We start from the raw sequence: 20117 nt of genomic DNA, 5'->3' as shown, positions 1-20117 counted from the left end.
GTTCCCGTCGTATAGGCGTTCCCGAACGCCGACGCGCGGCGGCGCGGCGGAGAGCGACTCAGCCGGCGGTCGCCGCGCCGTCTGCGTCGTCGAGCGCCTCGTCCTCGTCGGAGCGGAGCGCGTCGAGGAAGCCGCCCGGGTCCGAGCGCACGTCCGCGATCGTCGCGCCCGCGAGCGCGCCGAGGGCGCCGCCGCTGGAGGCCGCCTGTCTGCTGATCAGTCCGCCGACCGCGGCGCCGGCGGCCGCGCCGACCGCGGCGAACGCCGCCCGAGAGAGTGCGCGTCGAATGCGTGATCCCATGCGCGGAACGTCTACGTCAACTTACAAAAGCCTACGGACGGGGTTCCGCGCGACGCCTCACTGGAGCCGCTTCGTCGTCTCCACGAGGGGGTGGCGCGCGTAGTCGACGACCTCGATGTCGTCGACGACCCGGAGCCCCTCCTTCTCCGCCGTCTTCGCCATTCCGAGGTCGATCGTCGTCCGCGGGACGATCACGTACGCGTCCATCGCCTCGATGCCGCCCTCGCGGGCGGCCATGGCCCGGTGGTGGCCGTCGGCGAGGTAGAGCGTGCCGCCGTTGTCGATGACGACGAGCGGCTCCGCGAGCCCGTGTTCGAGCTCGTACTGTCGGCCCTCTAACTCGTCGGCGTACACGCGCGCCTGCGTCGGCGTCAGGTCGGCGATCGCAACCTCGCGGCGCTCCTCGTCGAGCTCGACGCCGTGGATCTGCGAGAGGGTCCGCATCAGCTTCCCGACCTTGCCGGGCGTGGCGCGCTCGATCTGCGAGCGGACCACGTCGGTGTTCGAGATGATTCCGACGAGGTTGTCGGCATCGTCGACGACCGGGAGCCGCTGGATCCCCGAGCGAAGGATCACCCGCGCGGCGTCGGTCACCTTCATGTCCGGGTGCGCGACGATCAGGTCCTCCGTCATCACCGTGAACACGGGGGCGTCGTCGTCGGCGAGCAGCAGGTCCCCGGCCGAGACGAACCCCTCCACGGTGCGGCCCTGGGTGACCGGGAACCCGTTGTGGCCGTCGCTGTCGGCCATGCGACGCGCGACGGTCGCCACCGTCTCGTCCGGGCTCACCGTCTCCACCTCGCGGGTCATGTACTCCCCGACCGTCGGTTTCCCGCTCATCGTCCGCCGTAGGCGCTCCCGGAATAAAAGATGGCGGGGCGACGGTCCCCCGGCCGTCGCCGTACGTCCGTCACTCTCCGTCCGGCCGCCACGTCACCGTCTCGTCGGGGTTCCCCGCCGGCCGCTCGACCCGCGTCCCGAGCCGTCCGTCGTCGTCGACGGTGATCGTGACGCGGCGTACGTTGCGCTCGTACAGTCGATATCGCCCCTTCTCGGCGTCGATCGCGACGTGCTCGGTCACTAGGTCCATCTCCTCGAGCGTATCCAAGCGCCGGTACACCGTCGACATCGGGATGTCGCACGCGTCGACGAGTTCGGCGACCGAGGTCGGCTCGTCGAGTTCCGACAGGATCGTCCGGTTCGTCTCCTCGCTCAGTGCGTCCAGGAGCCGCCGGACGGTCCCCGACTCGTCGCGCTTCGAGCCGGCGTCACTCATCGTGACCGACCGGCGGTACGAGTTCGCTTCGCCGGCCGCCCCACCGGCTTCCTGTGCGCCTCGCCATCGGTTCGGCGTGAGAACCAGTCATCGCCGAAGATTGTGTGTACAGGAGCTAATGTGTCCGTTTGTCGTAGGACAACGACTCTCTCCTCGGCCGGGGGCGGTGACTTGCCGCGCCCCGGTGGCGGCGGCTGACGGCCGCCGAGGACGGGGAGCCGGCTAACCGTCGTCCGGTTCGCCGACGTCTATCGGGACGCCGATCATGTTTCCCCACTCGGTCCACGACCCGTCGTAGTGCCGCACGCGTTCGTAGCCGAGCAGTTCCTCGAGCACGAACCACGTCACCGACGATCGCTCCCCGATCCGACAGTAGACGATGACGTCGTCGTCGGGGAAGATCCCCCGGGATTCGTACACGTCCGAAAGCCGCTCGCGAGACTTGAACAGGCCGTCTGGGCGGACGTTCTCGGCCCAGAACACGTTCGTCGCCCCGGGGATGTGGCCGCCCCGCATCGCCCCCTCGTTGCTGCCGGGCGGCTTCGTGATTTCCCCCCGAAACTCCTCGGGTAGTCGCACGTCGACGAACTCCGTGTCGGTGTCGAGCGCTGCCCGCACGTCCGTTCGCGTGGCACGCACCCCCGGTCTGGCCGGCGCTTCGGGGGCGTCGCCGTACGTCACGGCGGGCGGGTCGGCCGGCTCCGTCGTGGTCGGGTAGCCGTGTTCCGTCCAGTACTCGCGGCCGCCGTCCATGATCCGGACATCCGGGTGGCCGTAGTAGGTGAGCTGCCAGTACAGGTGGGCCGCGAACCAGTTCCGGTTGTCGCCGTAAATGACGACGGTCGTCTCCTCGTCGATCCCGTTCGATTCGAGGAAGGCGGTCATCTCTGCCGGGGAGAGGATGTCGTGCGCCGTCGCCGACCGGAGCTCGGTGCGCCAGTCGACGCCGACGGCGCCGGGCGCGTGTCCCTCCCCGTAGAACGAGGCGTTGACGTCGACTTCGAGCAGCCGCAGGTCGGGGTCGGCCGCGGCGAACCGGTCGATCCGGGCGTCGACCCAGTCGGGGCTGACGAGCACGTCCGTCGGGTACCGGCCCTCTAGCGACGCGGCTGCCGGTCTCCGCTGATCGTCGTCGGGTGGGGTGTCTGCGGTCATGACTGTTGGTCGGCGAACCGCTTTGCCAGCTCCGCGGTCGCGCGTCGAAGCCGGTACGACACCGTCGAACGCGGCTCGTCGAGCTCCGCCGCGAGCTCGTCGAGCGTCACGTCTCGCGGCGTCTCGAAGTACCCGCGTTCGACGGCGAGCAGCAGGGTCTCGCGCTGTTCGGCCGCGATATCGGGCCGAGAGAGCAGTTCGCTCTCCCAGTGGTCGACCTCGGTCAGGTGTTCGAACGAGAACGACAGCCCGTCGCCGAGCTTCGCGGACAGCGTGTCGTACAACAGCCCGATATTCGAGTCGTCCTGGACCAGCACGCGCCAACGGACCGTGTCGCCGGACCGCGTCTGCTCGAAGAGGACGCCCCCGTCGACGTACTTCGCCGTGATGAGGGGAACGGACTCGCAGTAGTCCACGTCGGAGACGTACGTGTACGCCACACGCCGCCGCTGCTCTTCGGTCAGCAGGCTCGTCGCACGGGTCGAGCGACACGCCCGACCGCTGATCGACTCGCGGTCGACGGACTCGTCCAAGAGCAGTTCGTCGACGGCGGCGAGGTCGGCCGCTTCGCCGGTCACCGATTCGAGCTTCCACAGCTCCGCGGGGTCGAGACACGAGTAGGTCGCCTTCGACTGGAGGGAGCCGCGGTCGATGAACAGGTCGACGTACTCGTCGGCGCCGGGCTCGTACGTTATTTCGAAGCTGAAGTCGTGCATCTGTCGGTGAACTGGTCCGGTCGTGCGGGCGCGGTTCGCGGCGACGGTCCTGCGGTCGTCGAGGGTCTCACCGCCGGCGGTATCGCGGTCGCCGGTCAGCGAGCGCCCGCGCCTCGGCGGGGAGTTGTCCCTCGACAACGCGTGTGATATGGGCTCGACGTACTTACGTTGTCTCGTATGGCGCAGTCACCCTCGGGTCGCGAGACGCCGACCGCGCTCCGGAACCGTCTCCTGATCCCGGCCCTCGTCGCGCTCGTCGCCGGGATCGGCGGGTTCGGCCTCGGACTGACCCACGACGACACCGTCACTGCGCTGGGCGCACTGCTCTTCCTCCCCAGCGCCGCGCTGCTGTTCGGCATCGTCGCCAAGCGTCACGGCGTCGGACCGCTCAGGCGGTCGAACCGTCGGTCGGACTGACGTCGGACGCGGCGGTCCGATCACGTCGCCTCCCGGACGCGCGCCGCAACGAGCCTGTCGACGTTGAACATGACCACGGCGACTGCGGCGAGGACCGTCGCGAAGTAGACGACGAGCTGCGGCGGGCCGGACGCGGCGCCGCCCGCGACGGCCCCGCCGAACCCGACGACGAGGAGCTCCGCCCACGTGATGAGCACGCGCGAGAGCAGTAGCGTTCCGACAGGCGAGCGACGTGTCGTCGCGGGCGCCTCCGATCCGTCGCTCATTTCAGTACGCCTCCTCGGCCGTGATCGGGCCGCTGAACGCCGAGTACAGGACGACGAAGTACGCGGCGACCAGCGGCAACAGCAGGGCCGCGCCGATCGACATGAGGTTCAGCGGTAACGTCGAGACGACGGCGTCCCCGACCGTCGCCCCGGTCGCCGGGTCGATGCGCGGATACATGAGGACCGCGACCACCGCGATCAGCCCGTACGTCAGTCCCGCGGCCGCCGCGAGCGCGGCGAGGTTCGCTCCGCGCCGAAGGGCGACGCCGTAGCCGACGCCGAGTGCGACGGAGGCGACGACCAGCGCGACCACCGGCGGCGACAGCACCGCGTCGACGCCGGTCGGGAGCCGAGTCGCCAAGACGCCGAGGGTCGCGACGACCGCGAGGAGGTACGTCGCGACGGCCCCGACGCCGATATCTGTAACCCTCTCGGGCAGCGCGTTTCGCGCTTTCAGCCGGAGGAACGCGGCGCCGGAGACGACGGTCAGCGCCGTGACGGCGACCCCGGTGACGACGCCGATGAGCGTGAGCGACCGGGGGGTTCCGACGAGCCAGTTCCCCGCGAACGCGCCGAGGAGGAACGGCGCGAGGACGCTGCCGGCGACGAACGACCGCCCCCACCACCGCCGCCACCGCGCGTCGTGGCGTTGCTCGTACATCTCCGGCGCCAGTCCCCGAAAGATGAGAGCGCCGAGGATGCCGAACATCAGCAGGTAGTGGCGGCTGAAAAGCCCCGCGTACACCGACGGAAAGGCGGCGAACAGCGCGCCGCCGAACACGACGAGCCACACCTCGTTACCGTCCCAGAACGGCCCGATCGCCGACAGCACCGCCTCGCGTGCCTCGTCGTCGGAGAGCGTCGCGAAGATCGCGCCGGCGCCGAAGTCGAAGCCGTCGAGGAACAGGAACGTCCCGAGCAGGGCGAACACGAGCGAGAACCACAGCTCCGGGAGCGGCAGGCCGAACACCGGCCCCCCCGCGAGCGCGTCGACGGCGCTAGTCATCACCGGGCACCTCCGCGGTCCCCGCGTCGCGCTCCGCGGTGGACCGCAGTTCGCGCGCGCTCGGGGGTCCGTCGCGGATAACCCCCGCGACGACGTACGTGTACAGCGCGAGGATGCCGGTGTAGACCCCGACGAACCCCACGAGCGTGAGCAGCGCCTCCCCGCCGGTAAGACCGGGCGACACCCCCTCGCTCGTCTTCAACACGCCCTGGATCACCCACGGCTGGCGGCCGACCTCCGTGACGACCCACCCGAGTTCGACCGCGACGATGCCGAGCAGGCTGGACGCCATCAGCGCCTTGTGGAGCAGTCCGTCTTCGAACAGTTCGCCGGTGAACCACCGGTAGCCGCCCCAGAACGCCAGCAGGATGAACCAGAAGCCCATCCCGACCATCGCGCGGAACGACCAGAACACGATCGCGACGGGGGGCGCCTCCGTCTCGAACGTGTTCAGCCCGCGTATCTCCGCAGTCGCGTCGCCTCCGCTGGCGAGCCACGACGCCCCGCCCGGAATGCCGAGGCCGAACAGCTCCTTCGCGCGCGGATCCGTGAACTGGCTCAGGTCAGTCGGGATCGCGAAGATATACTCCGGGACGTACGCCTCGGTGTCCCAGACCGCCTCCATGGCAGCGAACTTCTGCGGCTGCGTCTCATAGACGTGCCTCGCGTACAGGTCGCCCTGAAGCACCTGTAGCGGGGCCGTGATCAGTAGCGCGACCAGCGCGATCTTGAGCGTCTTGTGCCAGAATTCGATGTGTTCCGTCTTCGTTCCCCAGACGTGGTGTCGATAGACGTAGTACGCGGAGACGCCGGCCATGAACAGCGCGACCGACTCGACGGCGGCGTTTTGCATGTGGACGTACATGTAGCCGAACCGCGGAGTCAGGTACGCCGCGAGCGGGTCGACGAGGTGGACGACCTCCCGCCCGTTCTCGGTCACGAGCTCGTAGCCGCGCGGCATCTGCATCCACGAGTTCGCGATGAGGATCCAGACCGCGGACAGCCACGTGCCGACGCCGACGGCGAGGCTGGACACCAAGTACAACCGGTCGGAGACCCGCTCGCGACCGAACACGAAGATGCCGAGGAACGTCGCCTCCAGCATGAACGCCATCATCCCCTCGACGGCGAGCGGGCCGCCGAACAGCTCGCCCGCTGTCGTCGAGAACGCCGCGAAGTTGGTCCCGAACTCGAACTCCAAGACGATCCCAGTGACCGTCCCGACGACGAACGAGATGGCGAATATCTTCGTCCAGAAGCGACGCAACTGCTCGTACACCGGGTCGCCGCCCCGAACGTCCTTCCAGGTGAAGTATATCAGGAACGGCGCCAGTCCCATGCTCATCACCGGGAAGATGATGTGGACGATCGTCGTCAGGGCGAACTGGAATCGGCTTGCGAGTACTGGGTCGATCATGTCGTAGTGGATACGGATTGGAGGGTCGCTCCGACGCGCGCCGCGGTCGGTCTCTCCGTGTGACACTGATCGCTCCGCCTCCATAACCCCGGAGTTGGCACAGGACAACCGACCGCGGAGCGCCCGCCGCCGCGCCCTCGGCTGCGACGCGGGGCCCGCCCGCGGGTCCGAAAGTTGTCCTGCGCCAAGCCATCGCTTTGGGTGGCGAGGCGACTGCGCTTAGGCATGAAGACACGGCACGCGGTGCTGGCACTCGTCGCCCTCGTCACGCTGGTGATGACCGTCAGAGCGGTCGTCGCCGGCCTGGACGGCGACTTCGGGACGGTCGGCAGACAGGTCGGGGTCGGCGGGATCGTCTTCGCGTTCGGCGTGGCGCTGTACCGGAGCTGGGAGTCGGTCGGTTGACTCGGCGGCCCGCTCCGCGACGGGGGCGGCAGAGCGTCCGGCGCGGTCGACGGCGGCCCCCGGAGCGCCCGGCTGCCACCCGCGCCGCCTCGCACCGACCCTCGTCAGGACTCGTTCGCGGGCTCGTCGCCGGCGGAACCGTCGTCGGATCGCCGCGCGTCGGCCAGCCGCTCCGCGATCTGTCGCCGGAGGCGCTCGAAGGGCGACGAACACGCGCCGCACTCGGCACACGAGACACCCGCGCAGGAGGCGGGGGCGCCACAGCGCGGACACGAGAGCCCGTTCGCCGGTTCGAACTCGTACCCGCAGCGCGGGCAGATCACGTGATCACCCCCAAGGCGGCCGAGACAGCGCCTCCGACGACGAACGCGGTGACCCAGGAGCCGACCCATACGAGGATCGCGCTCCGCGCGTCGCGCTCTCTGAGGACCATCGCCATCGTGAGGATACACGGGACGAACAGCGTGACGACCACCAGCCCGACGAAGGTCTGTGACGCCGTCAGCTGTAGATCCGTCATCCCGGCGGCGGCGAAGTCGCGGCGGATCAGCCCCAACACGAGCACCTCTCCGAACGACGCGGGAAGGCCCAGAGCCGCAGTCAGCGGCCGGAGCGCACCGACTATCGCGTCGAGCGCGCCGAGGTAATCGAGCGTCGATACCGCCGCCGCGGTGACCCCAAACAGCGGGGCCGCCTCCCGGAGGAACGCGCCGGCCCGGTTCGCCGTCTTCCGGGCGACGTTCGTCGGGCGGGGGACGCGCAGCCGCGGTAGGTGCTCGATCAGCGCGTCCTGTCGACCGGGCAACGTTCGGTCGAGAACGACGCCGACGGTCCCGAGGACCCCGAGCAGCAGCGTCAGGTAACCGATCCACCAGACGGGCCCGAGTTCGGCGAGCAACCCCGCGACGACGCCGATCTGTGCCGAACAGGGAATTGCGAGCCCCAGAAGCGCCGTCGTGATGAGCCGCTCTCGGCGCGACCCGACCACTCGGGTGGAGACGACCGCCATCGTCACGCACCCCACGCCGACGATCAGCGGGACGACCGCGCGGCCGTTGAGCCCGATCCGGTCGAGTCCCCTGTCCGTCACCACGGCAAGTCGCGGGAGGACGCCGGCGTCTTCGAGCGTTCCGATCACGAGGTAGAACGCGACCACGAGCGGGAGCAAGACGCCGAGCGTGTACCGGACGGTGACCGTCAACAGCCCGAGGCTGTCGTTGACCAGCAGGAACTCGACGGGTCGGGCCCACCCGCTCGCCGGGAGCAGGTCCGCGACGGCCGCCTCGACCGCCGGGGCGTAGTACCGCCCGAATAACACAGTCTCCGCGTAGTCCACGACCCGCTGCGCGACGAGCACCCCCATGACGTAGAACACAGCGAAAAGGAGCGCGAGCGCGATCGGGACCCCCGTCACCGGCCGCATCAACAGGTCTCCGAGCCGTTCCCCGAGACGACGCCGAGAACCCCGTTCGACCGTCTCGACGATGGACCTGACGCGCGTCCGGCGCTCGCGGTACACCGCCTCCCGTTCTCCGACGGCGGCGAGCGGTGCGGCGCCGCCGTCGGCCGCGAGGTCGCGAGCCCCGACGCGGCGAGCCGTCGGTTCGTCGCCCTCGACGAGGAGGGTCTTCTCCGCCCGACTGGCGTCGATCCCGTCGGGGAGCGCGCCGTAGTACGAGGCGACCGGCGTCGACTCCGGGGCGGACGCCTCGGGGAGTCGATCGCGCAGTTCGTCGACGCCCGCGCCCGTGACGGCGACGGTCGGGACGACGGGCACGCCGAGGGACCGCTCCAGCGCGTCGGCGTCGATCTCGAGGCCCTCGGCCTCGACCTCGTCCATCATGTTCAGCGCGACGACGGTCGGGACCCCCATGTCCAACAGCTGTAGTGTCACGAACAGGTCTCGGTCGAGCTGCGTGGCGTCGACGACGTTCACGACCGCGTCGGCCCGGAGGACGATCCGCCTCGTGACCCGCTCCTCCTCTGAGAACGACGAGATTCCGTGGACCCCGGGCGTGTCGATCAGGCGGGTCGAGCCGAGGGGCGCCGCGGTCGTCTCGACCGTGGTGCCGGGATAGTTCGAGACCTCGACGTACTCGGGTGTGAGACGCCCGAACAGCACGCTCTTGCCCGTGTTGGGTGCGCCGACCAGCGCCGTGGACGTCTCGACGTCGCCCGCCGTGGGCCCGCGGGCCGCGTCCCCGCTCGCCGTCATCGCGGTGCGTCGTCGGGCTCCGCCCGCTCTACGGTGATCTCCCGGGCCAGTGACCGCCCGAGCGCCACCTCCGTCCCGCGACGTCGAACGACGACGGGGCCGTTGCGGATCCGGCGGCGACACTCGACGCGACCGTCTAGGAGGCCGAGCCGCAGCAAACGAGCGCGGCGCTCGCCGTCCGGCACGTCGACCAGTTCGACCCACTCCCCCGATGGAACGTCGGCCAGCGCGACTACCATTTAGGCTTACCTAAAACAACGGGCGTGTTGGGCGGCACTGCTCATTATGTAGTCTTATATAATACCCTCCGCGTCCGCCGCGAGCCGAGTCGACGGGCGGACCGGTCAGGCCGGCTGCGAGTCCAGCTTCTTGTAATCGATGTAGTCCGCCCCGCGGAGCTCTTCGAGTAGGTTGATGGCCGCGCGGGCGCCCTCGCCGACGGAGGTCGCGATCTGCTGGTGGCCGCCGGTGACGTCGCCCGCGGCGTACACCCGGTCGACCGGCGTCGACTGGTCGGGGTCGGTGACGATGTCGTCGCCCTCGACGGGCACGCCGAGCATCTCCGCGAGGTCGGTTCCGCCGGCGGTACCGAGCGCGACGAACAACCCGTCGACCGGTATCTCGTCGCCCTCTCGGGTGACGACGGCTTCGAGGACCTCCTCGCCGGCGAGCCGATCGAGATCGTCGGTGACCACCCGGATCCCGGCGTCGTCGACCCGCTCTCTCAGCTCCTCGTCGGCCTCGAACGCCGACCCGTTGGTGAGGATCCGGACGTCGTCGGTGTAGTCGAGCAGCATGAGCGCCTCGGTCGCGGCGTAGTTGTCGGTGCCGACGACCGCGACGGGGCTGTCGCGGTAGAAGTAGGCGTCGCACTCGACGCAGTAGGAGACGCCGTGGCCCTCGTACGCCTCGACGTCCGCGACGGCCGGCCGCTCGTAGTCCGCGCCCGTCGCGATGATGACCCCGTCGACGACGTACTCGTCGACCGTCGTCTCGACGCGGTACCGGTCGCCGTCAGGCTCGATCCGAACGACCTCCTCCTCGACGATTTCGGCCCCGTACTTCCGCGCGTGTTCCCGTCCCAGGTCGACGAGCTCCGGCCCCGTGACCCCGTCCGGGAACCCGTAGACGTTCTCCATCGTGTCCACGTCCCGGGTCGTCCCGCCCCCGTCGTCGAACACGAGCGTTCGCCTGTCCGCCCGGGCCGTGTAGATGGCGGCGTTCAGTCCGGTCGGTCCGCCGCCGATGATCGCTACTCCTGACATCTGTATTGTTTAGTACGCACTATACTAACTTATGAGTTCCGCACTTGGCGTCGGTCGAGCGGTTCGTTCTCATCCGCGACGCTGACAACGATGAGTGCTTTCGGGCCTCTAAATCGAGAATACGCAGTTACTGGCGCACGCACGTTTCCGCGCGCTTGCGAGGTCTCAGTTGTATCGGGCGCATTAGTTATGCGTTAATAGCGAAATACTCCCGCGAGTACGGCGTCGCTCGGCGAGCGATCGAGACCGGACCCGAGGAGACGACGCCCGGGGAACTGCGGGCGACGCCCGCGGTACGGCAGTTCGACGGAACGAGAACGAAAGCGGTCGGACCGCGAGGCCCGAGTCCGTCTACTGCGGGCTCGGGTTCGAGGGCCCGGAGACGTTGCCGTCCTTCAGCGCGGAGCCCGTGATCGACTTCAGCCGGGAGACGAGCGAGTCCTTCTCGGCCTCGCCCTCCAGCGCGATGTCGAGGACCTCGCTGATGTGCGAGACCGGGATGACCTCGATCATCTCCTCGTACTCGTCTTCGATCATCACGTCCTGCTCGTTGGCCGCGGGGATGATCACTCGGTCGCAGCCGGCCTTCGCGGCCGCCTCGATCTTGTGTGTGACCCCGCCGACGGGGAGCACGTCGCCGCGGACCGACAGCGAGCCGGTCATCGCGAGCGACTGGTCGACGCCGACGTCCTCCAGCGCGGAGATGACGGCGGTCGCGACCGTGATGGACGCGGAGTCGCCGTCGACGCCCTGCTGGCCCGTCTGGATGAACTGGATGTGGATGTCCTTCTCGGAGATGTTCTCGTCGGAGAACTTCTTGATGATCGCCGAGACGTTCTGGACCGACTCCTCGGCCATCTCCTTGAGCTGGCCGGTGGCGATCACCTGCCCGCCGCTCTGGGTCGGGGTCACCTCGGCCATCACCGGGAGCATGATCCCGGAGTCCTCGCCCATCACGGCGAGGCCGTTGACGCGCCCGGTGACGTAGCCGTCGGAGACCTGGAGCTCGTAGTCCTTCCGGCGCTCGATGTAGTCGTCGGCGAGCTGCTGTTCGATGGACCGCGAGCGCCCCTTCGCCTGGAGCACGTGGTCGCGGGTCGTGTAGTCGGCGTCCTCGCCCCGGGCGATGTCGCCCGCGACGCGGACCATCCCGCCGAGGTTCCGCATCTTCAGCGTGAGGTGACCCTTCCGGCCGGAGCGGCGCTTGGCCTCGAGGATGATCTCCTCGACGGCCTCCGCGGAGAACTCCGGCAGGCGGCCGTCCTTCGCGACCTCCTGGGCGATGAACCGCACGTACTTGCGGCGCATCTCCGGGGTGTCCTCGATGGTGTCCTCCATGTACACCTCGTAGCCGTACCCCTTGATACGGCTGCGCAGCGCCGGGTGCATGTTCTCCATCGCGTCGAGGTTCCCGGCCGCGATCATGACGAAGTCCGTCGGGACGGGCTCGGTCTGGACCATCGCGCCCGAGGAGCGCTCGGACTGGCCCGTGATCGAGAACTCACCCTCCTGGATCGCCGTCATGAGGTGCTGCTGGCTGCGGATGTCGAGCGTGTTGATCTCGTCGATGAACAGCACGCCCTTGTTCGCCTTGTGGATGGCCCCCGCCTCGACGCGGTCGTGGCTGGGCGTCTCCATCCCGCCGGACTGGAACGGGTCGTGCCGCACGTCGCCGAGCAGCGCGCCGGCGTGCGCGCCGGTCGCGTCGCGGAACGGCGCGGTCTTCGTGTCGCCGTTGTTCACCAGCAGGTTCGGGATCATCGCGTCCGACCCGCGGTTGAGGTAGCGGAAGACGAGGTACACCACGCCGGCCGCGATGATGCCGACGAGGATCTGGCCGACGATGATGAGCGCGTAGCCCAGCACGACGGCGATGATGATCCACATCAGCAGCGACCGCATCTGGTTGCGCTTGCGCGCCTCCTCGCGGTGCGCCTCGACGATCTGGTCGCCCTTGCCGGCCGGCACCGTCCGGACCTTCGGCTTGTTGCCGTCGTCGGGGTTGTGATACACCAAAACGTCCTGAAGCTCCTCCTTCGGGAGGAGTTCGGACATCGCCTTCGCGAGCATCGACTTCCCGGTCCCGGGCGAGCCGATCATCATCACGTGGCGGCGCTGCTTCGCCGCCTTGATGATCACGTCGCGGGCGTGCTCCTGCCCGATGACCTGGTCGACGAGCCGGTCGGGGATCTCGATCTCGGCCGTCGTGTCGATCTTGAGCCCGCCGAGGAGGTCGTCCTCGTCCGGGTCGTCCTCGATCTCGGCGCCCTCGACCTCGACGGTGCTACCGAGCTCGTCGATGTCGCCGTCGTCGGCCGGCTCCGCGGCGTCGCCGTTCCGGCCGCCGTCGGGACCCTCCCCGACGACGTCGGTCCCCTCGAACCCGTCGTCGTCGACGACGACCCCGTCGTCCCAGGGGTCCTCGCCGTCGGGGCCCGCGGCCGACTCGCCGTCGGAGTCCGCGGCCTCGTCGACGCCGGGCTCGTCCGCCGGACCGTCGTCGGGCTCGGGGTCGCCGCGCGTGGCGTCCTCGCCGTTCCCCGCCGGACTCGAGTCGTCGACGCCGCCGCGAGGCGGTTCGTCGGGGTCGTCGGCCGTCGGGTCGTTCGTGTCCTTCTCGTTGCTCATAGAATCGGGTAACGCTACCGAAAACGAAGGGGCGGCTACTGATATACTTTCTCCCCCCAGCCGTGTCGCCCCGGGGGCAATAAACCCCGCTTTGAAGCCGTATATCTCCCGATCTGGGGGCTCGACCGTTCCCACGGGGTTTATAAATGACGCCGACGGTACGTAGATTCATGCGGGGGTTCTACATCGGCCGGTATCAGCCGTTCCACGACGGCCACCAGCACATGGTGGAAGAGATCGCGGAGGAGGTCGACGAACTCGTCTTGGGTATCGGCTCCGCCGGCGACTCCCACACCACTCGGAACCCCTTCACCGCCGGCGAGCGCGTGATGATGGTGACGAAGGCGGTCGAGGAACTGGACGCCACCACCTACGTCGTCCCCATCGAGGACCTCGACCGGAACTCCGTGTGGGTGAGCCACGTCCAGAGCATGACACCCCGGTTCGACGTCGCGTACTCGAACAACCCGCTCGTGGTCCGCCTGTTCGAGGAGGCCGGCGTCGAGGTGCGCCAGTCCCCCATGTTCCGGCGCGACGTCCTGGAGGGGACCGAGCTCCGCGAACGCATGATCCGCGGCCGCGACTGGGAAGACCTGGTCCCCGACGCCGTCGTCGACGTGATCCGCGAGGTGGACGGCGTCGACCGCATCCGGCGGATCGCCGAGACCGACTCCAACGGCGACGAGCCCTCGGACCAGTAGCCGGGGAGACGGCGGCTCCGGTTCGCCGGCGTTCGACCGGCCGCGACGTGCGCCCGTCGAGACCGGCGCCCGTTCCTTTTAACAGCCCGCCGCACGCGGTCTCCGGTATGATCACGCTCACCTCGGACTTCGGCTCGCCGTACCCCGCCGCGATGAAGGGAGTGATCCGCCGGCACACGGCCGCGGAACTGATCGACGTGGCCCACGACCTGCCGCGCGGGGACCCGCGCGCCGCGGCCTTCTGGCTCCGGTTCGTCCTCCCGGAGTTCCCGCCGGCGGTCCACTGCGCCGTGGTCGATCCCGGGGTCGGCACCGACCGCGACGCCCTCGTCGTCCGCGCCGGCGCGCACGTCCTCGTGGCCCCGGACAACGGGCTGGCGATGCCGCCGGCCCGGGCGCTGGCGGCCGACGAGTCCGACGTCGAGGCGTGGACGGTCGCGGTCGACGACCCCGCGAGCGAGACGTTCCACGGCCGCGACGTGTTCGCCCCGACCGCGGCGCGGATCCGGGCGGCGCTCGACCAGGCGGCGGACGGCGAGTCGACCGACGCCGACGCGGTCGGGGAGACGCTGGCGGGCATGGACGACCTGTCGCCCGCGAGCGACCCCGCGGACATCCGCTTCCCGGAGCCGACGGTCGAGCGCGACGAGGGAGGCGACGTGACCGCCGTCGACGGCGAGGTGCTCGCGATCGACCGGTTCGGCAACGTGATCACCAACGTCCCCGGCGACCTGGTCCGCGGCCGCGACTGGATCCGCGTCGACGGCGACCTCACGCCGGTCGCGGAGACGTTCGGCGCCGTCGAGCCCGGCGAGCGCCTCGTCACGGTCGGGAGCCACGGCTACGCGGAGTGCGACGTCAACGACGGCCGCGGCGACGGCGCGTTCGACCTCCGGCCGGGGGACTCGGTGCGGTTCGTCCCGGACAGCGTCAGCCTGTGAGCGCCGGGTGACTCGCCCGGCGTCGGCCGGTCGCGGCCGCTACAGTTCGACGCCCGAGGGGATCAGGCTCTCGCTGCGGAGCAGGTTCCCGTCAGGGTCGTACACGAGGAAGGTGTCCTTGTCGTAGGCGACGAGCCGATCGCCGTCCACGTCGATCTCGACGCGGTACCGGGCGTCGCCGTCGTCCGTCGCGTCGCGCGCGGCGTGGATGAACGGGAGGACGTCCGTCGCCGTCTCGTTGAGTTCGAGGATGAAGTCGCCGGTGTACCGGTTGGTGACGCCGACGACGCCCTCCGGGTCGTCCGCCTCGCCCAGCGGCTCGCGGAGCCGGAAGGCGACGTCGATCTGGTCGGCCGTGAGCAGGTCGCCGTCGGCGGCGTCCCCGCTCTCGCCGCCGGAGAGCCGCTCGCGGAGCAGTTCCTCCGGCCCGTGGAAGTCGATCCGCACCAGCGGGGGCGACCGAGAGCCGGCGCCGCCGTCGACGCCCTCGACGGTCAGATCGAAGTAGTCACGCCGCATTTCCTATTGGTTGCTTTGCGGTCCGGCCGTATCAACGTAACGGGCGGCCGGGCGGCCCCGAGCCCCGGCGCCGCCGGAATCCGGAGCCGACCCGGGGCCGCGCCCCCGATGTCGGTCGTGATAATTGTCGGGGGTAGTTTAACTTCCCCCCGACTCTATGGCCCCGTATCCATGGCGAGTGACGCCGGCGGGAGCGACCTCGGCGACCGGATCGAGGACCTCCAGCGGCGCCTCTCGCACGCGTGGGAACTGCTCCAGGGGTCGACGCTCGACGTCCGCCCGTTCCGCCCGGGCGAGGACGGCCCGCTCGCCTCGTTCGTCGTCCCCGAGGACGAGCGCGAGGTCGACCGGTACTGGGTGAACGCCCCCTACGCGTACGTCGTGATCACCTACGACGAGGCGGAGAGCGAACACCGCTACTACGCGGTCGAGCCCGAACTCGACGCCTTCGAGCGCGACCTGCTCGACCGCGTCGTCGACGACATCCGCGACCCGCTCCTCTACCGCGAGGGGACCGGCAAGACCGACGAGGAGACGCTTAAATCCGAGCTGGAGGCGCTCCTCGAGGGGTACGGGGTCGAGGTGGGGATGGACTCCTTCCACGCGCTCGCGTACTACCTCTACCGCGACTTCCGCGGCTACGGGAAGGTCGACCCCCTCCTCAACGACCGCCACATCGAGGACGTCTCCTGTGACGGGTACGACCTCCCCATCTTCGTCTACCACGACGAGTACACGGACGTCGAGACGAACGTCTCGTTCGGCCAGGAGGCGCTCGACAGCTACGTGATCCGGCTCGCCCAGCAGTCGGGGCGCCACGTCTCCGTCGGCGACCCCATCGTCGAGACGACGCTGCCCGACGGGTCGCGGGCGGAGCTCGCGCTCGGCGAGGAGGTGACGCCGCGGGGGTCGGCGTTCACCATCCGCCAGTACGCGGAGGACCCGTTCACGCCCGTCGACCTCGTGGAGTACGGGACCTTCTCGATCGAGCAGATGGCGTACTTCTGGCTCTGTATCGAGCACAACAAGAGCCTCATCTTCGCGGGCGGCACGGCATCCGGGAAGACCACCTCGATGAACGCGGTGTCGATGTTCGTCCCCCCGCGCGCGAAGGTGCTCACCATCGAGGACACCCGAGAGCTCTCCCTGTACCACGACAACTGGCTCTCGGCGGTCACCCGCGAGCGCCGGTACGAGGGGACCGACATCGACATGTACGACCTGCTGCGCTCGGCGCTGCGTCACCGCCCCGAGTACATCGTCGTCGGCGAGGTCCGCGGCGAGGAGGCGATCACGCTGTTCCAGGCGATGAACACCGGCCACACCACGTTCTCGACGATGCACGCCGACTCGATCGAGACGGTGATCAACCGGCTGGAGAACGAGCCGATCAACGTCCCGCGGGCGATGGTCCAGTCGCTCGACATGCTCTCGGTCCAGACGCTCACGCGCTCCGACGACGAGCGCGTGCGCCGCGCGAAGACGATCGGCGAGATCGGCGGCATCGACCAGCGGACGGGCGAGCTGGACTACTCCTCGGCGTTCGAGTGGGTGCCCGACGCCGACACGTTCCGCCGGAACGACTCCTCGCTGTTAGAGGAGATCGCCGACGAGCGCGGCTGGTCGCGCTCGGAGCTGCTGCGCGAGGTCCGGCGGCGCGAGCGCTTCCTCGAACTGCTCTCCGCGCTCGGCATCGACGACTACCGGACGTTCACCGCCCTCGTCAACGAGTACTACGCCGACCCCGACCGCGTGATGGAGCGGCTCGACGATCGCGCCGCCGCGGCCGACGGCGTCGACGCCGACGACCTCGCGGCCGAGGAGGGCCGCGCCGCCGGCGACCCGACGGCGGACCCCGCGGACGGATGATCGCGTACCTCCCCCTGGCCGCCGCGGTCGCGGCCTGTCTCGCGCTCGCGCTCCCGCTCGTCGACGACCGGGCGGACCTGTTCGTCACCCGCGTCGCGCTGACGGCGTTCGGCGACTACGTCGGCGAGAACGAGGCGCGGCGGCGGGCCCAACGCGACCGGATGCGCGCGGCCCACGTCGCCGGCACGACCCACCGCGTCTACGCCTCGCGGACCCTGTTGTACGCCGCCGTCCTCGGGGTCGCCGGCAGCGTGATCGGGGTGTACGCGGCCGCGGGGCTGCTCGCCGCGCTCGACGTCGGCGAGGCGGCGATCCGCGAGGCGCTCCCGGCCGCGGTCGAGTTCGTCGCCGTCGTCGCGCGCCTCGCCGACCTCGGGCTCGGGCGGCTGTTCGTCCTGCTCGCGGTCGTCTCCGCGACGGTGGGGTCCGGGCTCGCGCTCGGCGCGTACGTCGCCCGGTGGCAGCTGCTCGACCAGCGGGCCGCGGCGCGCGCCGCCGAGATAGACGCCACCCTGCCGCGGACGGTCGCGTTCATGTACGCGCTCTCGCGCTCGGGGATGGCGTTCCCGCGGGTGATGGACACGCTGGCGCAGAACGAGGCGGTGTACGGCGAGGCCGCCACGGAGCTGTCGGTCGCGGTGCGCGACATGAACGCCTTCGGGACCGACGCGCTCACCGCGCTCCAGCGCATCTCGCGGCGGACGCCCAGCGACGACCTGGCGGACTTCTCGGAGAACCTCGCCTCCGTCCTCGGCACCGGGCAGTCGGTGTCGTCGTTCCTCGACGACCAGTACGAGCGCTACCAGGCGGAGGCGGAGGCCAAACAGGAACAGTACCTGGAGCTGCTCTCGACGTTCGCCGAGGCGTACGTGACCGCGCTCGTCGCCGGCCCGCTCTTTTTCATCACCATCCTCGTCGTCATCGGGCTGGTCTTGCAGGACACGCTCCCGCTCCTCCGCGTCGTCGTCTACTTCGGCGTGCCGCTCGCCACCTTCGGCTTCGTCGTCTACGTCGACAGCGTGACGCAGGGCGTCGGCGGCACCGAGACCGTCGCGGCGTCGTCGCTCGACGACCCCGACACCCCGTCGGTCACCGGGGTGCGCCACGCGACGGACGAACCGGGCGACCGCGGCGGCTCCCCCCGGTTCGACGGCGGCGCGGCGGCCGGCCGGGAGGCGAGCGCCCCGGGCGACGGGCCGAGGGCGACCGACGCGGGCGCCGGCCGCCGGGCCGAGAACCGCGAGCGGCTCCGGGTCTACGACCGACTCCGCTGGGTGCGGCGGCTGGCCGCCTCGCCGGTCGAGACGGTGCTGGACTCGCCGCGGACGGTGCCGCTCGCCGCGGTCCCGGTCGCGGTGGTCGGCCTGCTCGTCTTCGCGTTCCCGGTCACGCTCGGGACCCCCGTGGAGATGGTCGACCAGATCGACGGACCGATCGTCGTCGCGACGGCGCTCGTCCTCGCGGCGTACGCGGTGGCCTACGAGTCCGGCAAGCGCCGGGTCCGGCGCGTCGAGTCCGCGGTGCCGGACTTCCTCGACCGCCTCGCCAGCGTCAACGAGGCGGGGACCGCCGTGGTCGGCAGCGTCCGCCGCGTCGCCGACTCGAACCTGGAGGCGCTGACCGAGGACCTGCGCCGGACCCGCCGCGACATCGACTGGGGGGCGGACGTCTCGACCGCGCTGCGCCGGCTGGAGCGCCGGGTCCGGTCTCCGATGACTTCCCGGGCGGTCGCGCTCGTCACCAACGCGATCCGGGCGAGCGGCGACGTCGGGCCCGTCCTCCGGATCGCGGCCGACGAGTCGCGCGCGACCTGGTCCCTCCGCCGCGAGCGCCGGCAGGTGATGCTCACCTACCTCATCGTCATCTACATCTCCTTCCTCGTGTTCCTCGGCATCATCGCGGCGCTGTCGGTCTCGTTCATCCCCGCCATCGAGGCGGCGGGCGTCCCGGGGACCGGCGGGCTCCCGGACGCCGGGACCGGGGTGCCGAGCGGCCCGGGCGGGATCACGGACGGGATCGGCGACATCGACGTGGCGGTCTACGAACAGCTGTTCTTCCACGCCGCGTCGATTCAGGCGGTCTGCTCCGGGCTGGTCGCCGGCCAGCTCGGGGAGGGGTCGGTCCGCGACGGCGTGAAACACGTCGTGGTGCTGCTCGCGCTCACGCTCGTCGCGTTCGCCGCGATAGGCGCGGCGTGACGCCGCGGTCCCGGTCGGGCCGGTCGCGCCGACGCGCCGTCGCTCGGGACGGACTCCGCCGCGGCCGCACGAGCTAAACCGGTCGCGGTCGACGGGGGCGTATGGACTCGGATCCGGGGGGCGACGCGGGGTCGATCGGCGACCCGCGGGCGACGTACGACCGCATCGCGGCGCACTTCTCGAAGACGCGGGAGTACGCCTGGCCGGAGGTCGAGTCGTTCCTCGACGGCCGGTCGGGGGCGGTCGCGCTCGACGTCGGCTGCGGGAACGGGCGGCACACGGAGGCGCTCGCGGCGCGCGCCGAGACCGCCGTCGGCGTCGACCTCAGCGGCGGGCTGCTCGACGAGGCGGTCGCCCGCGCCCGAGAGCGAGGGTACGCGGACGCGACCGCGTTCGTCCACGGGGACGCGGCCGCGCTGCCGGTCCGCGACGGCGCGGTCGACCTCGCGGTCTACGTCGCCACGCTCCACCACCTCTCGCCCCGCGACGCCCGCGTCGAGAGCCTGAACGAACTGGCCCGGGTCCTCGCGCCGGACGGGGTCGCGCTCGTCAGCGCGTGGAGCACGGCGCACGACCGCTTCGACCGCGAGGAGGGGTTCGACACGACCGTCGACTGGACGCTGCCGGGCGGCGAGACGGTCCCCCGGTACTATCACATCTACTCGCCGTCCGAGTTCGAGTCCGACCTCGCGGAAAGCGACCTCGAACCGCACCACGTGACGGTTTCGAGCGGGAACTGCTACGCGGAGGCGTCCCCGCCGGACCGCTGGTTATCACGAGAGATACCGCAGGGGGTGGATTAAAGAGTCCCTGTCGACCGCT

Annotated in this window: 21 protein-coding genes; 7 read left to right on the top strand and 14 right to left on the bottom strand. The window is 70.2% G+C overall.

Annotated elements, in window-relative coordinates; all coding sequences use genetic code 11:
- Positions 1-58: 58 nt before the first annotated feature.
- The 5 genes from DVK06_RS01735 to DVK06_RS01715 form a co-directional block, all read right to left on the bottom strand.
- On the bottom strand, positions 59-301 hold the full coding sequence (locus DVK06_RS01735) for a hypothetical protein (protein WP_053772309.1): 243 nt from the start codon (positions 299-301) through the stop codon (positions 59-61).
- Positions 302-358: 57 nt separating this feature from the next.
- Positions 359-1141 carry a CBS domain-containing protein gene (locus tag DVK06_RS01730; protein WP_121599070.1) on the bottom strand — a complete coding sequence of 261 codons (783 nt, stop codon included), beginning with the start codon at positions 1139-1141 and terminating at the stop codon, positions 359-361.
- Positions 1142-1211: 70 nt separating this feature from the next.
- Entirely contained in the window at positions 1212-1577 is a 366-nt protein-coding gene (locus tag DVK06_RS01725) for a helix-turn-helix domain-containing protein (RefSeq protein WP_053772307.1), read from the bottom strand.
- 222 nt (positions 1578-1799) lie between these two features.
- Complete coding sequence (locus DVK06_RS01720) at positions 1800-2732, bottom strand: sulfurtransferase (protein ID WP_121599069.1); 933 nt, start codon at positions 2730-2732, stop codon at positions 1800-1802.
- The gene (locus DVK06_RS01715; RefSeq protein ID WP_053772375.1) at positions 2729-3448 is read right to left on the bottom strand and encodes a helix-turn-helix domain-containing protein; all 720 of its coding nucleotides are present in this window, start codon (positions 3446-3448) and stop codon (positions 2729-2731) included. The genes DVK06_RS01720 and DVK06_RS01715 overlap by 4 nt, the downstream gene beginning before the upstream one ends.
- A 177-nt stretch (positions 3449-3625) precedes the next feature.
- On the opposite strand from DVK06_RS01715, the gene DVK06_RS01710 reads away from it, so the two are divergent.
- The gene (locus DVK06_RS01710; RefSeq protein ID WP_053772305.1) at positions 3626-3865 is read left to right on the top strand and encodes a hypothetical protein; all 240 of its coding nucleotides are present in this window, start codon (positions 3626-3628) and stop codon (positions 3863-3865) included.
- Positions 3866-3885: 20 nt separating this feature from the next.
- Here the strand turns inward: DVK06_RS01710 and DVK06_RS01705 are convergent, their stop codons facing one another.
- Genes DVK06_RS01705 through DVK06_RS01695 form a run of 3 tightly spaced genes read right to left on the bottom strand, consistent with a single transcriptional unit; the run spans position 3886 to position 6554 of the window.
- A complete protein-coding gene (locus DVK06_RS01705; RefSeq protein ID WP_053772304.1) occupies positions 3886-4131 on the bottom strand; it encodes a hypothetical protein in 246 nt (81 codons plus the stop codon).
- Position 4132: 1 nt separating this feature from the next.
- On the bottom strand, positions 4133-5137 hold the full coding sequence (gene cydB, locus DVK06_RS01700) for a cytochrome d ubiquinol oxidase subunit II (protein WP_121599068.1): 1005 nt from the start codon (positions 5135-5137) through the stop codon (positions 4133-4135).
- Entirely contained in the window at positions 5130-6554 is a 1425-nt protein-coding gene (locus DVK06_RS01695) for a cytochrome ubiquinol oxidase subunit I (RefSeq protein ID WP_121599301.1), read from the bottom strand. Before DVK06_RS01695 ends, cydB begins: the two co-directional genes overlap by 8 nt.
- 225 nt (positions 6555-6779) lie before the next feature.
- On the opposite strand from DVK06_RS01695, the gene DVK06_RS01690 reads away from it, so the two are divergent.
- Positions 6780-6959, top strand: a complete 180-nt coding sequence (locus DVK06_RS01690) for a hypothetical protein (protein ID WP_053772302.1) — start codon at positions 6780-6782, stop codon at positions 6957-6959.
- A gap of 104 nt (positions 6960-7063) precedes the next feature.
- Here DVK06_RS01690 and DVK06_RS01685 read toward each other — a convergent pair whose 3' ends face one another.
- From DVK06_RS01685 to lonB, 5 genes are all read right to left on the bottom strand, one after another.
- On the bottom strand, positions 7064-7282 hold the full coding sequence (locus DVK06_RS01685) for a hypothetical protein (RefSeq protein WP_121599067.1): 219 nt from the start codon (positions 7280-7282) through the stop codon (positions 7064-7066).
- Positions 7279-9174: a ferrous iron transport protein B gene (gene feoB / locus DVK06_RS01680; protein WP_121599066.1), complete on the bottom strand. Its 1896-nt coding sequence runs from the start codon at positions 9172-9174 to the stop codon at positions 7279-7281. Before feoB ends, DVK06_RS01685 begins: the two co-directional genes overlap by 4 nt.
- Positions 9171-9413 carry a FeoA domain-containing protein gene (locus tag DVK06_RS01675; RefSeq protein WP_053772299.1) on the bottom strand — a complete coding sequence of 81 codons (243 nt, stop codon included), beginning with the start codon at positions 9411-9413 and terminating at the stop codon, positions 9171-9173. The genes feoB and DVK06_RS01675 overlap by 4 nt, the downstream gene beginning before the upstream one ends.
- Positions 9414-9518: 105 nt before the next feature.
- Positions 9519-10439: an NAD(P)/FAD-dependent oxidoreductase gene (locus tag DVK06_RS01670; protein WP_053772298.1), complete on the bottom strand. Its 921-nt coding sequence runs from the start codon at positions 10437-10439 to the stop codon at positions 9519-9521.
- Between the two features lie 351 nt (positions 10440-10790).
- Positions 10791-13067: an ATP-dependent protease LonB gene (lonB, locus tag DVK06_RS01665; RefSeq protein WP_121599065.1), complete on the bottom strand. Its 2277-nt coding sequence runs from the start codon at positions 13065-13067 to the stop codon at positions 10791-10793.
- Positions 13068-13237: 170 nt separating this feature from the next.
- On the opposite strand from lonB, the gene DVK06_RS01660 reads away from it, so the two are divergent.
- Positions 13238-13768, top strand: a complete 531-nt coding sequence (locus DVK06_RS01660; RefSeq protein WP_053772296.1) for a nicotinamide-nucleotide adenylyltransferase — start codon at positions 13238-13240, stop codon at positions 13766-13768.
- A 107-nt stretch (positions 13769-13875) separates the two neighbouring features.
- On the top strand, positions 13876-14709 hold the full coding sequence (locus DVK06_RS01655) for an S-adenosyl-l-methionine hydroxide adenosyltransferase family protein (protein ID WP_053772295.1): 834 nt from the start codon (positions 13876-13878) through the stop codon (positions 14707-14709).
- Between the two features lie 39 nt (positions 14710-14748).
- On the opposite strand, the gene DVK06_RS01650 is transcribed toward DVK06_RS01655, so the two are convergent.
- Positions 14749-15228, bottom strand: coding sequence for a DUF5793 family protein (locus DVK06_RS01650; protein WP_053772294.1), 480 nt, complete (start codon positions 15226-15228; stop codon positions 14749-14751).
- A gap of 171 nt (positions 15229-15399) precedes the next feature.
- Between DVK06_RS01650 and DVK06_RS01645 the strand changes: the two genes are divergently transcribed.
- The 3 genes from DVK06_RS01645 (at position 15400) to DVK06_RS01635 (ending at position 20098) form a co-directional block, all read left to right on the top strand.
- A complete protein-coding gene (locus DVK06_RS01645; protein ID WP_053772293.1) occupies positions 15400-17097 on the top strand; it encodes a type II/IV secretion system ATPase subunit in 1698 nt (565 codons plus the stop codon).
- Positions 17094-19295, top strand: a complete 2202-nt coding sequence (locus DVK06_RS01640) for a type II secretion system F family protein (protein WP_121599064.1) — start codon at positions 17094-17096, stop codon at positions 19293-19295. The genes DVK06_RS01645 and DVK06_RS01640 overlap by 4 nt, the downstream gene beginning before the upstream one ends.
- Positions 19296-19396: 101 nt before the next feature.
- On the top strand, positions 19397-20098 hold the full coding sequence (locus DVK06_RS01635) for a class I SAM-dependent methyltransferase (RefSeq protein WP_121599063.1): 702 nt from the start codon (positions 19397-19399) through the stop codon (positions 20096-20098).
- Positions 20099-20117 lie beyond the last annotated feature (19 nt).

Origin of the sequence: Halorubrum sp. Atlit-28R (assembly GCF_003665955.1) — an archaeon.
Lineage (GTDB): Archaea > Halobacteriota > Halobacteria > Halobacteriales > Haloferacaceae > Halorubrum > Halorubrum tropicale.
The sequence above is the reverse complement of the archived record's forward strand: the minus strand, read 5'-3'. Positions and strand labels throughout refer to the sequence as shown.

Coding starts and splice junctions, on each gene's coding strand:
- DVK06_RS01735 (WP_053772309.1), bottom strand. CDS start 301: ATGGGATCACGCATTCGACGCGCACTCTCTCGGGCGGCGTTCGCCGCG.
- DVK06_RS01730 (WP_121599070.1), bottom strand. CDS start 1,141: ATGAGCGGGAAACCGACGGTCGGGGAGTACATGACCCGCGAGGTGGAG.
- DVK06_RS01725 (WP_053772307.1), bottom strand. CDS start 1,577: ATGAGTGACGCCGGCTCGAAGCGCGACGAGTCGGGGACCGTCCGGCGG.
- DVK06_RS01720 (WP_121599069.1), bottom strand. CDS start 2,732: ATGACCGCAGACACCCCACCCGACGACGATCAGCGGAGACCGGCAGCC.
- DVK06_RS01715 (WP_053772375.1), bottom strand. CDS start 3,448: ATGCACGACTTCAGCTTCGAAATAACGTACGAGCCCGGCGCCGACGAG.
- DVK06_RS01710 (WP_053772305.1), top strand. CDS start 3,626: ATGGCGCAGTCACCCTCGGGTCGCGAGACGCCGACCGCGCTCCGGAAC.
- DVK06_RS01705 (WP_053772304.1), bottom strand. CDS start 4,131: ATGAGCGACGGATCGGAGGCGCCCGCGACGACACGTCGCTCGCCTGTC.
- cydB (WP_121599068.1), bottom strand. CDS start 5,137: ATGACTAGCGCCGTCGACGCGCTCGCGGGGGGGCCGGTGTTCGGCCTG.
- DVK06_RS01695 (WP_121599301.1), bottom strand. CDS start 6,554: ATGATCGACCCAGTACTCGCAAGCCGATTCCAGTTCGCCCTGACGACG.
- DVK06_RS01690 (WP_053772302.1), top strand. CDS start 6,780: ATGAAGACACGGCACGCGGTGCTGGCACTCGTCGCCCTCGTCACGCTG.
- feoB (WP_121599066.1), bottom strand. CDS start 9,174: ATGACGGCGAGCGGGGACGCGGCCCGCGGGCCCACGGCGGGCGACGTC.
- DVK06_RS01675 (WP_053772299.1), bottom strand. CDS start 9,413: ATGGTAGTCGCGCTGGCCGACGTTCCATCGGGGGAGTGGGTCGAACTG.
- DVK06_RS01670 (WP_053772298.1), bottom strand. CDS start 10,439: ATGTCAGGAGTAGCGATCATCGGCGGCGGACCGACCGGACTGAACGCC.
- lonB (WP_121599065.1), bottom strand. CDS start 13,067: ATGAGCAACGAGAAGGACACGAACGACCCGACGGCCGACGACCCCGAC.
- DVK06_RS01660 (WP_053772296.1), top strand. CDS start 13,238: ATGCGGGGGTTCTACATCGGCCGGTATCAGCCGTTCCACGACGGCCAC.
- DVK06_RS01655 (WP_053772295.1), top strand. CDS start 13,876: ATGATCACGCTCACCTCGGACTTCGGCTCGCCGTACCCCGCCGCGATG.
- DVK06_RS01650 (WP_053772294.1), bottom strand. CDS start 15,228: ATGCGGCGTGACTACTTCGATCTGACCGTCGAGGGCGTCGACGGCGGC.
- DVK06_RS01645 (WP_053772293.1), top strand. CDS start 15,400: ATGGCGAGTGACGCCGGCGGGAGCGACCTCGGCGACCGGATCGAGGAC.
- DVK06_RS01640 (WP_121599064.1), top strand. CDS start 17,094: ATGATCGCGTACCTCCCCCTGGCCGCCGCGGTCGCGGCCTGTCTCGCG.
- DVK06_RS01635 (WP_121599063.1), top strand. CDS start 19,397: ATGGACTCGGATCCGGGGGGCGACGCGGGGTCGATCGGCGACCCGCGG.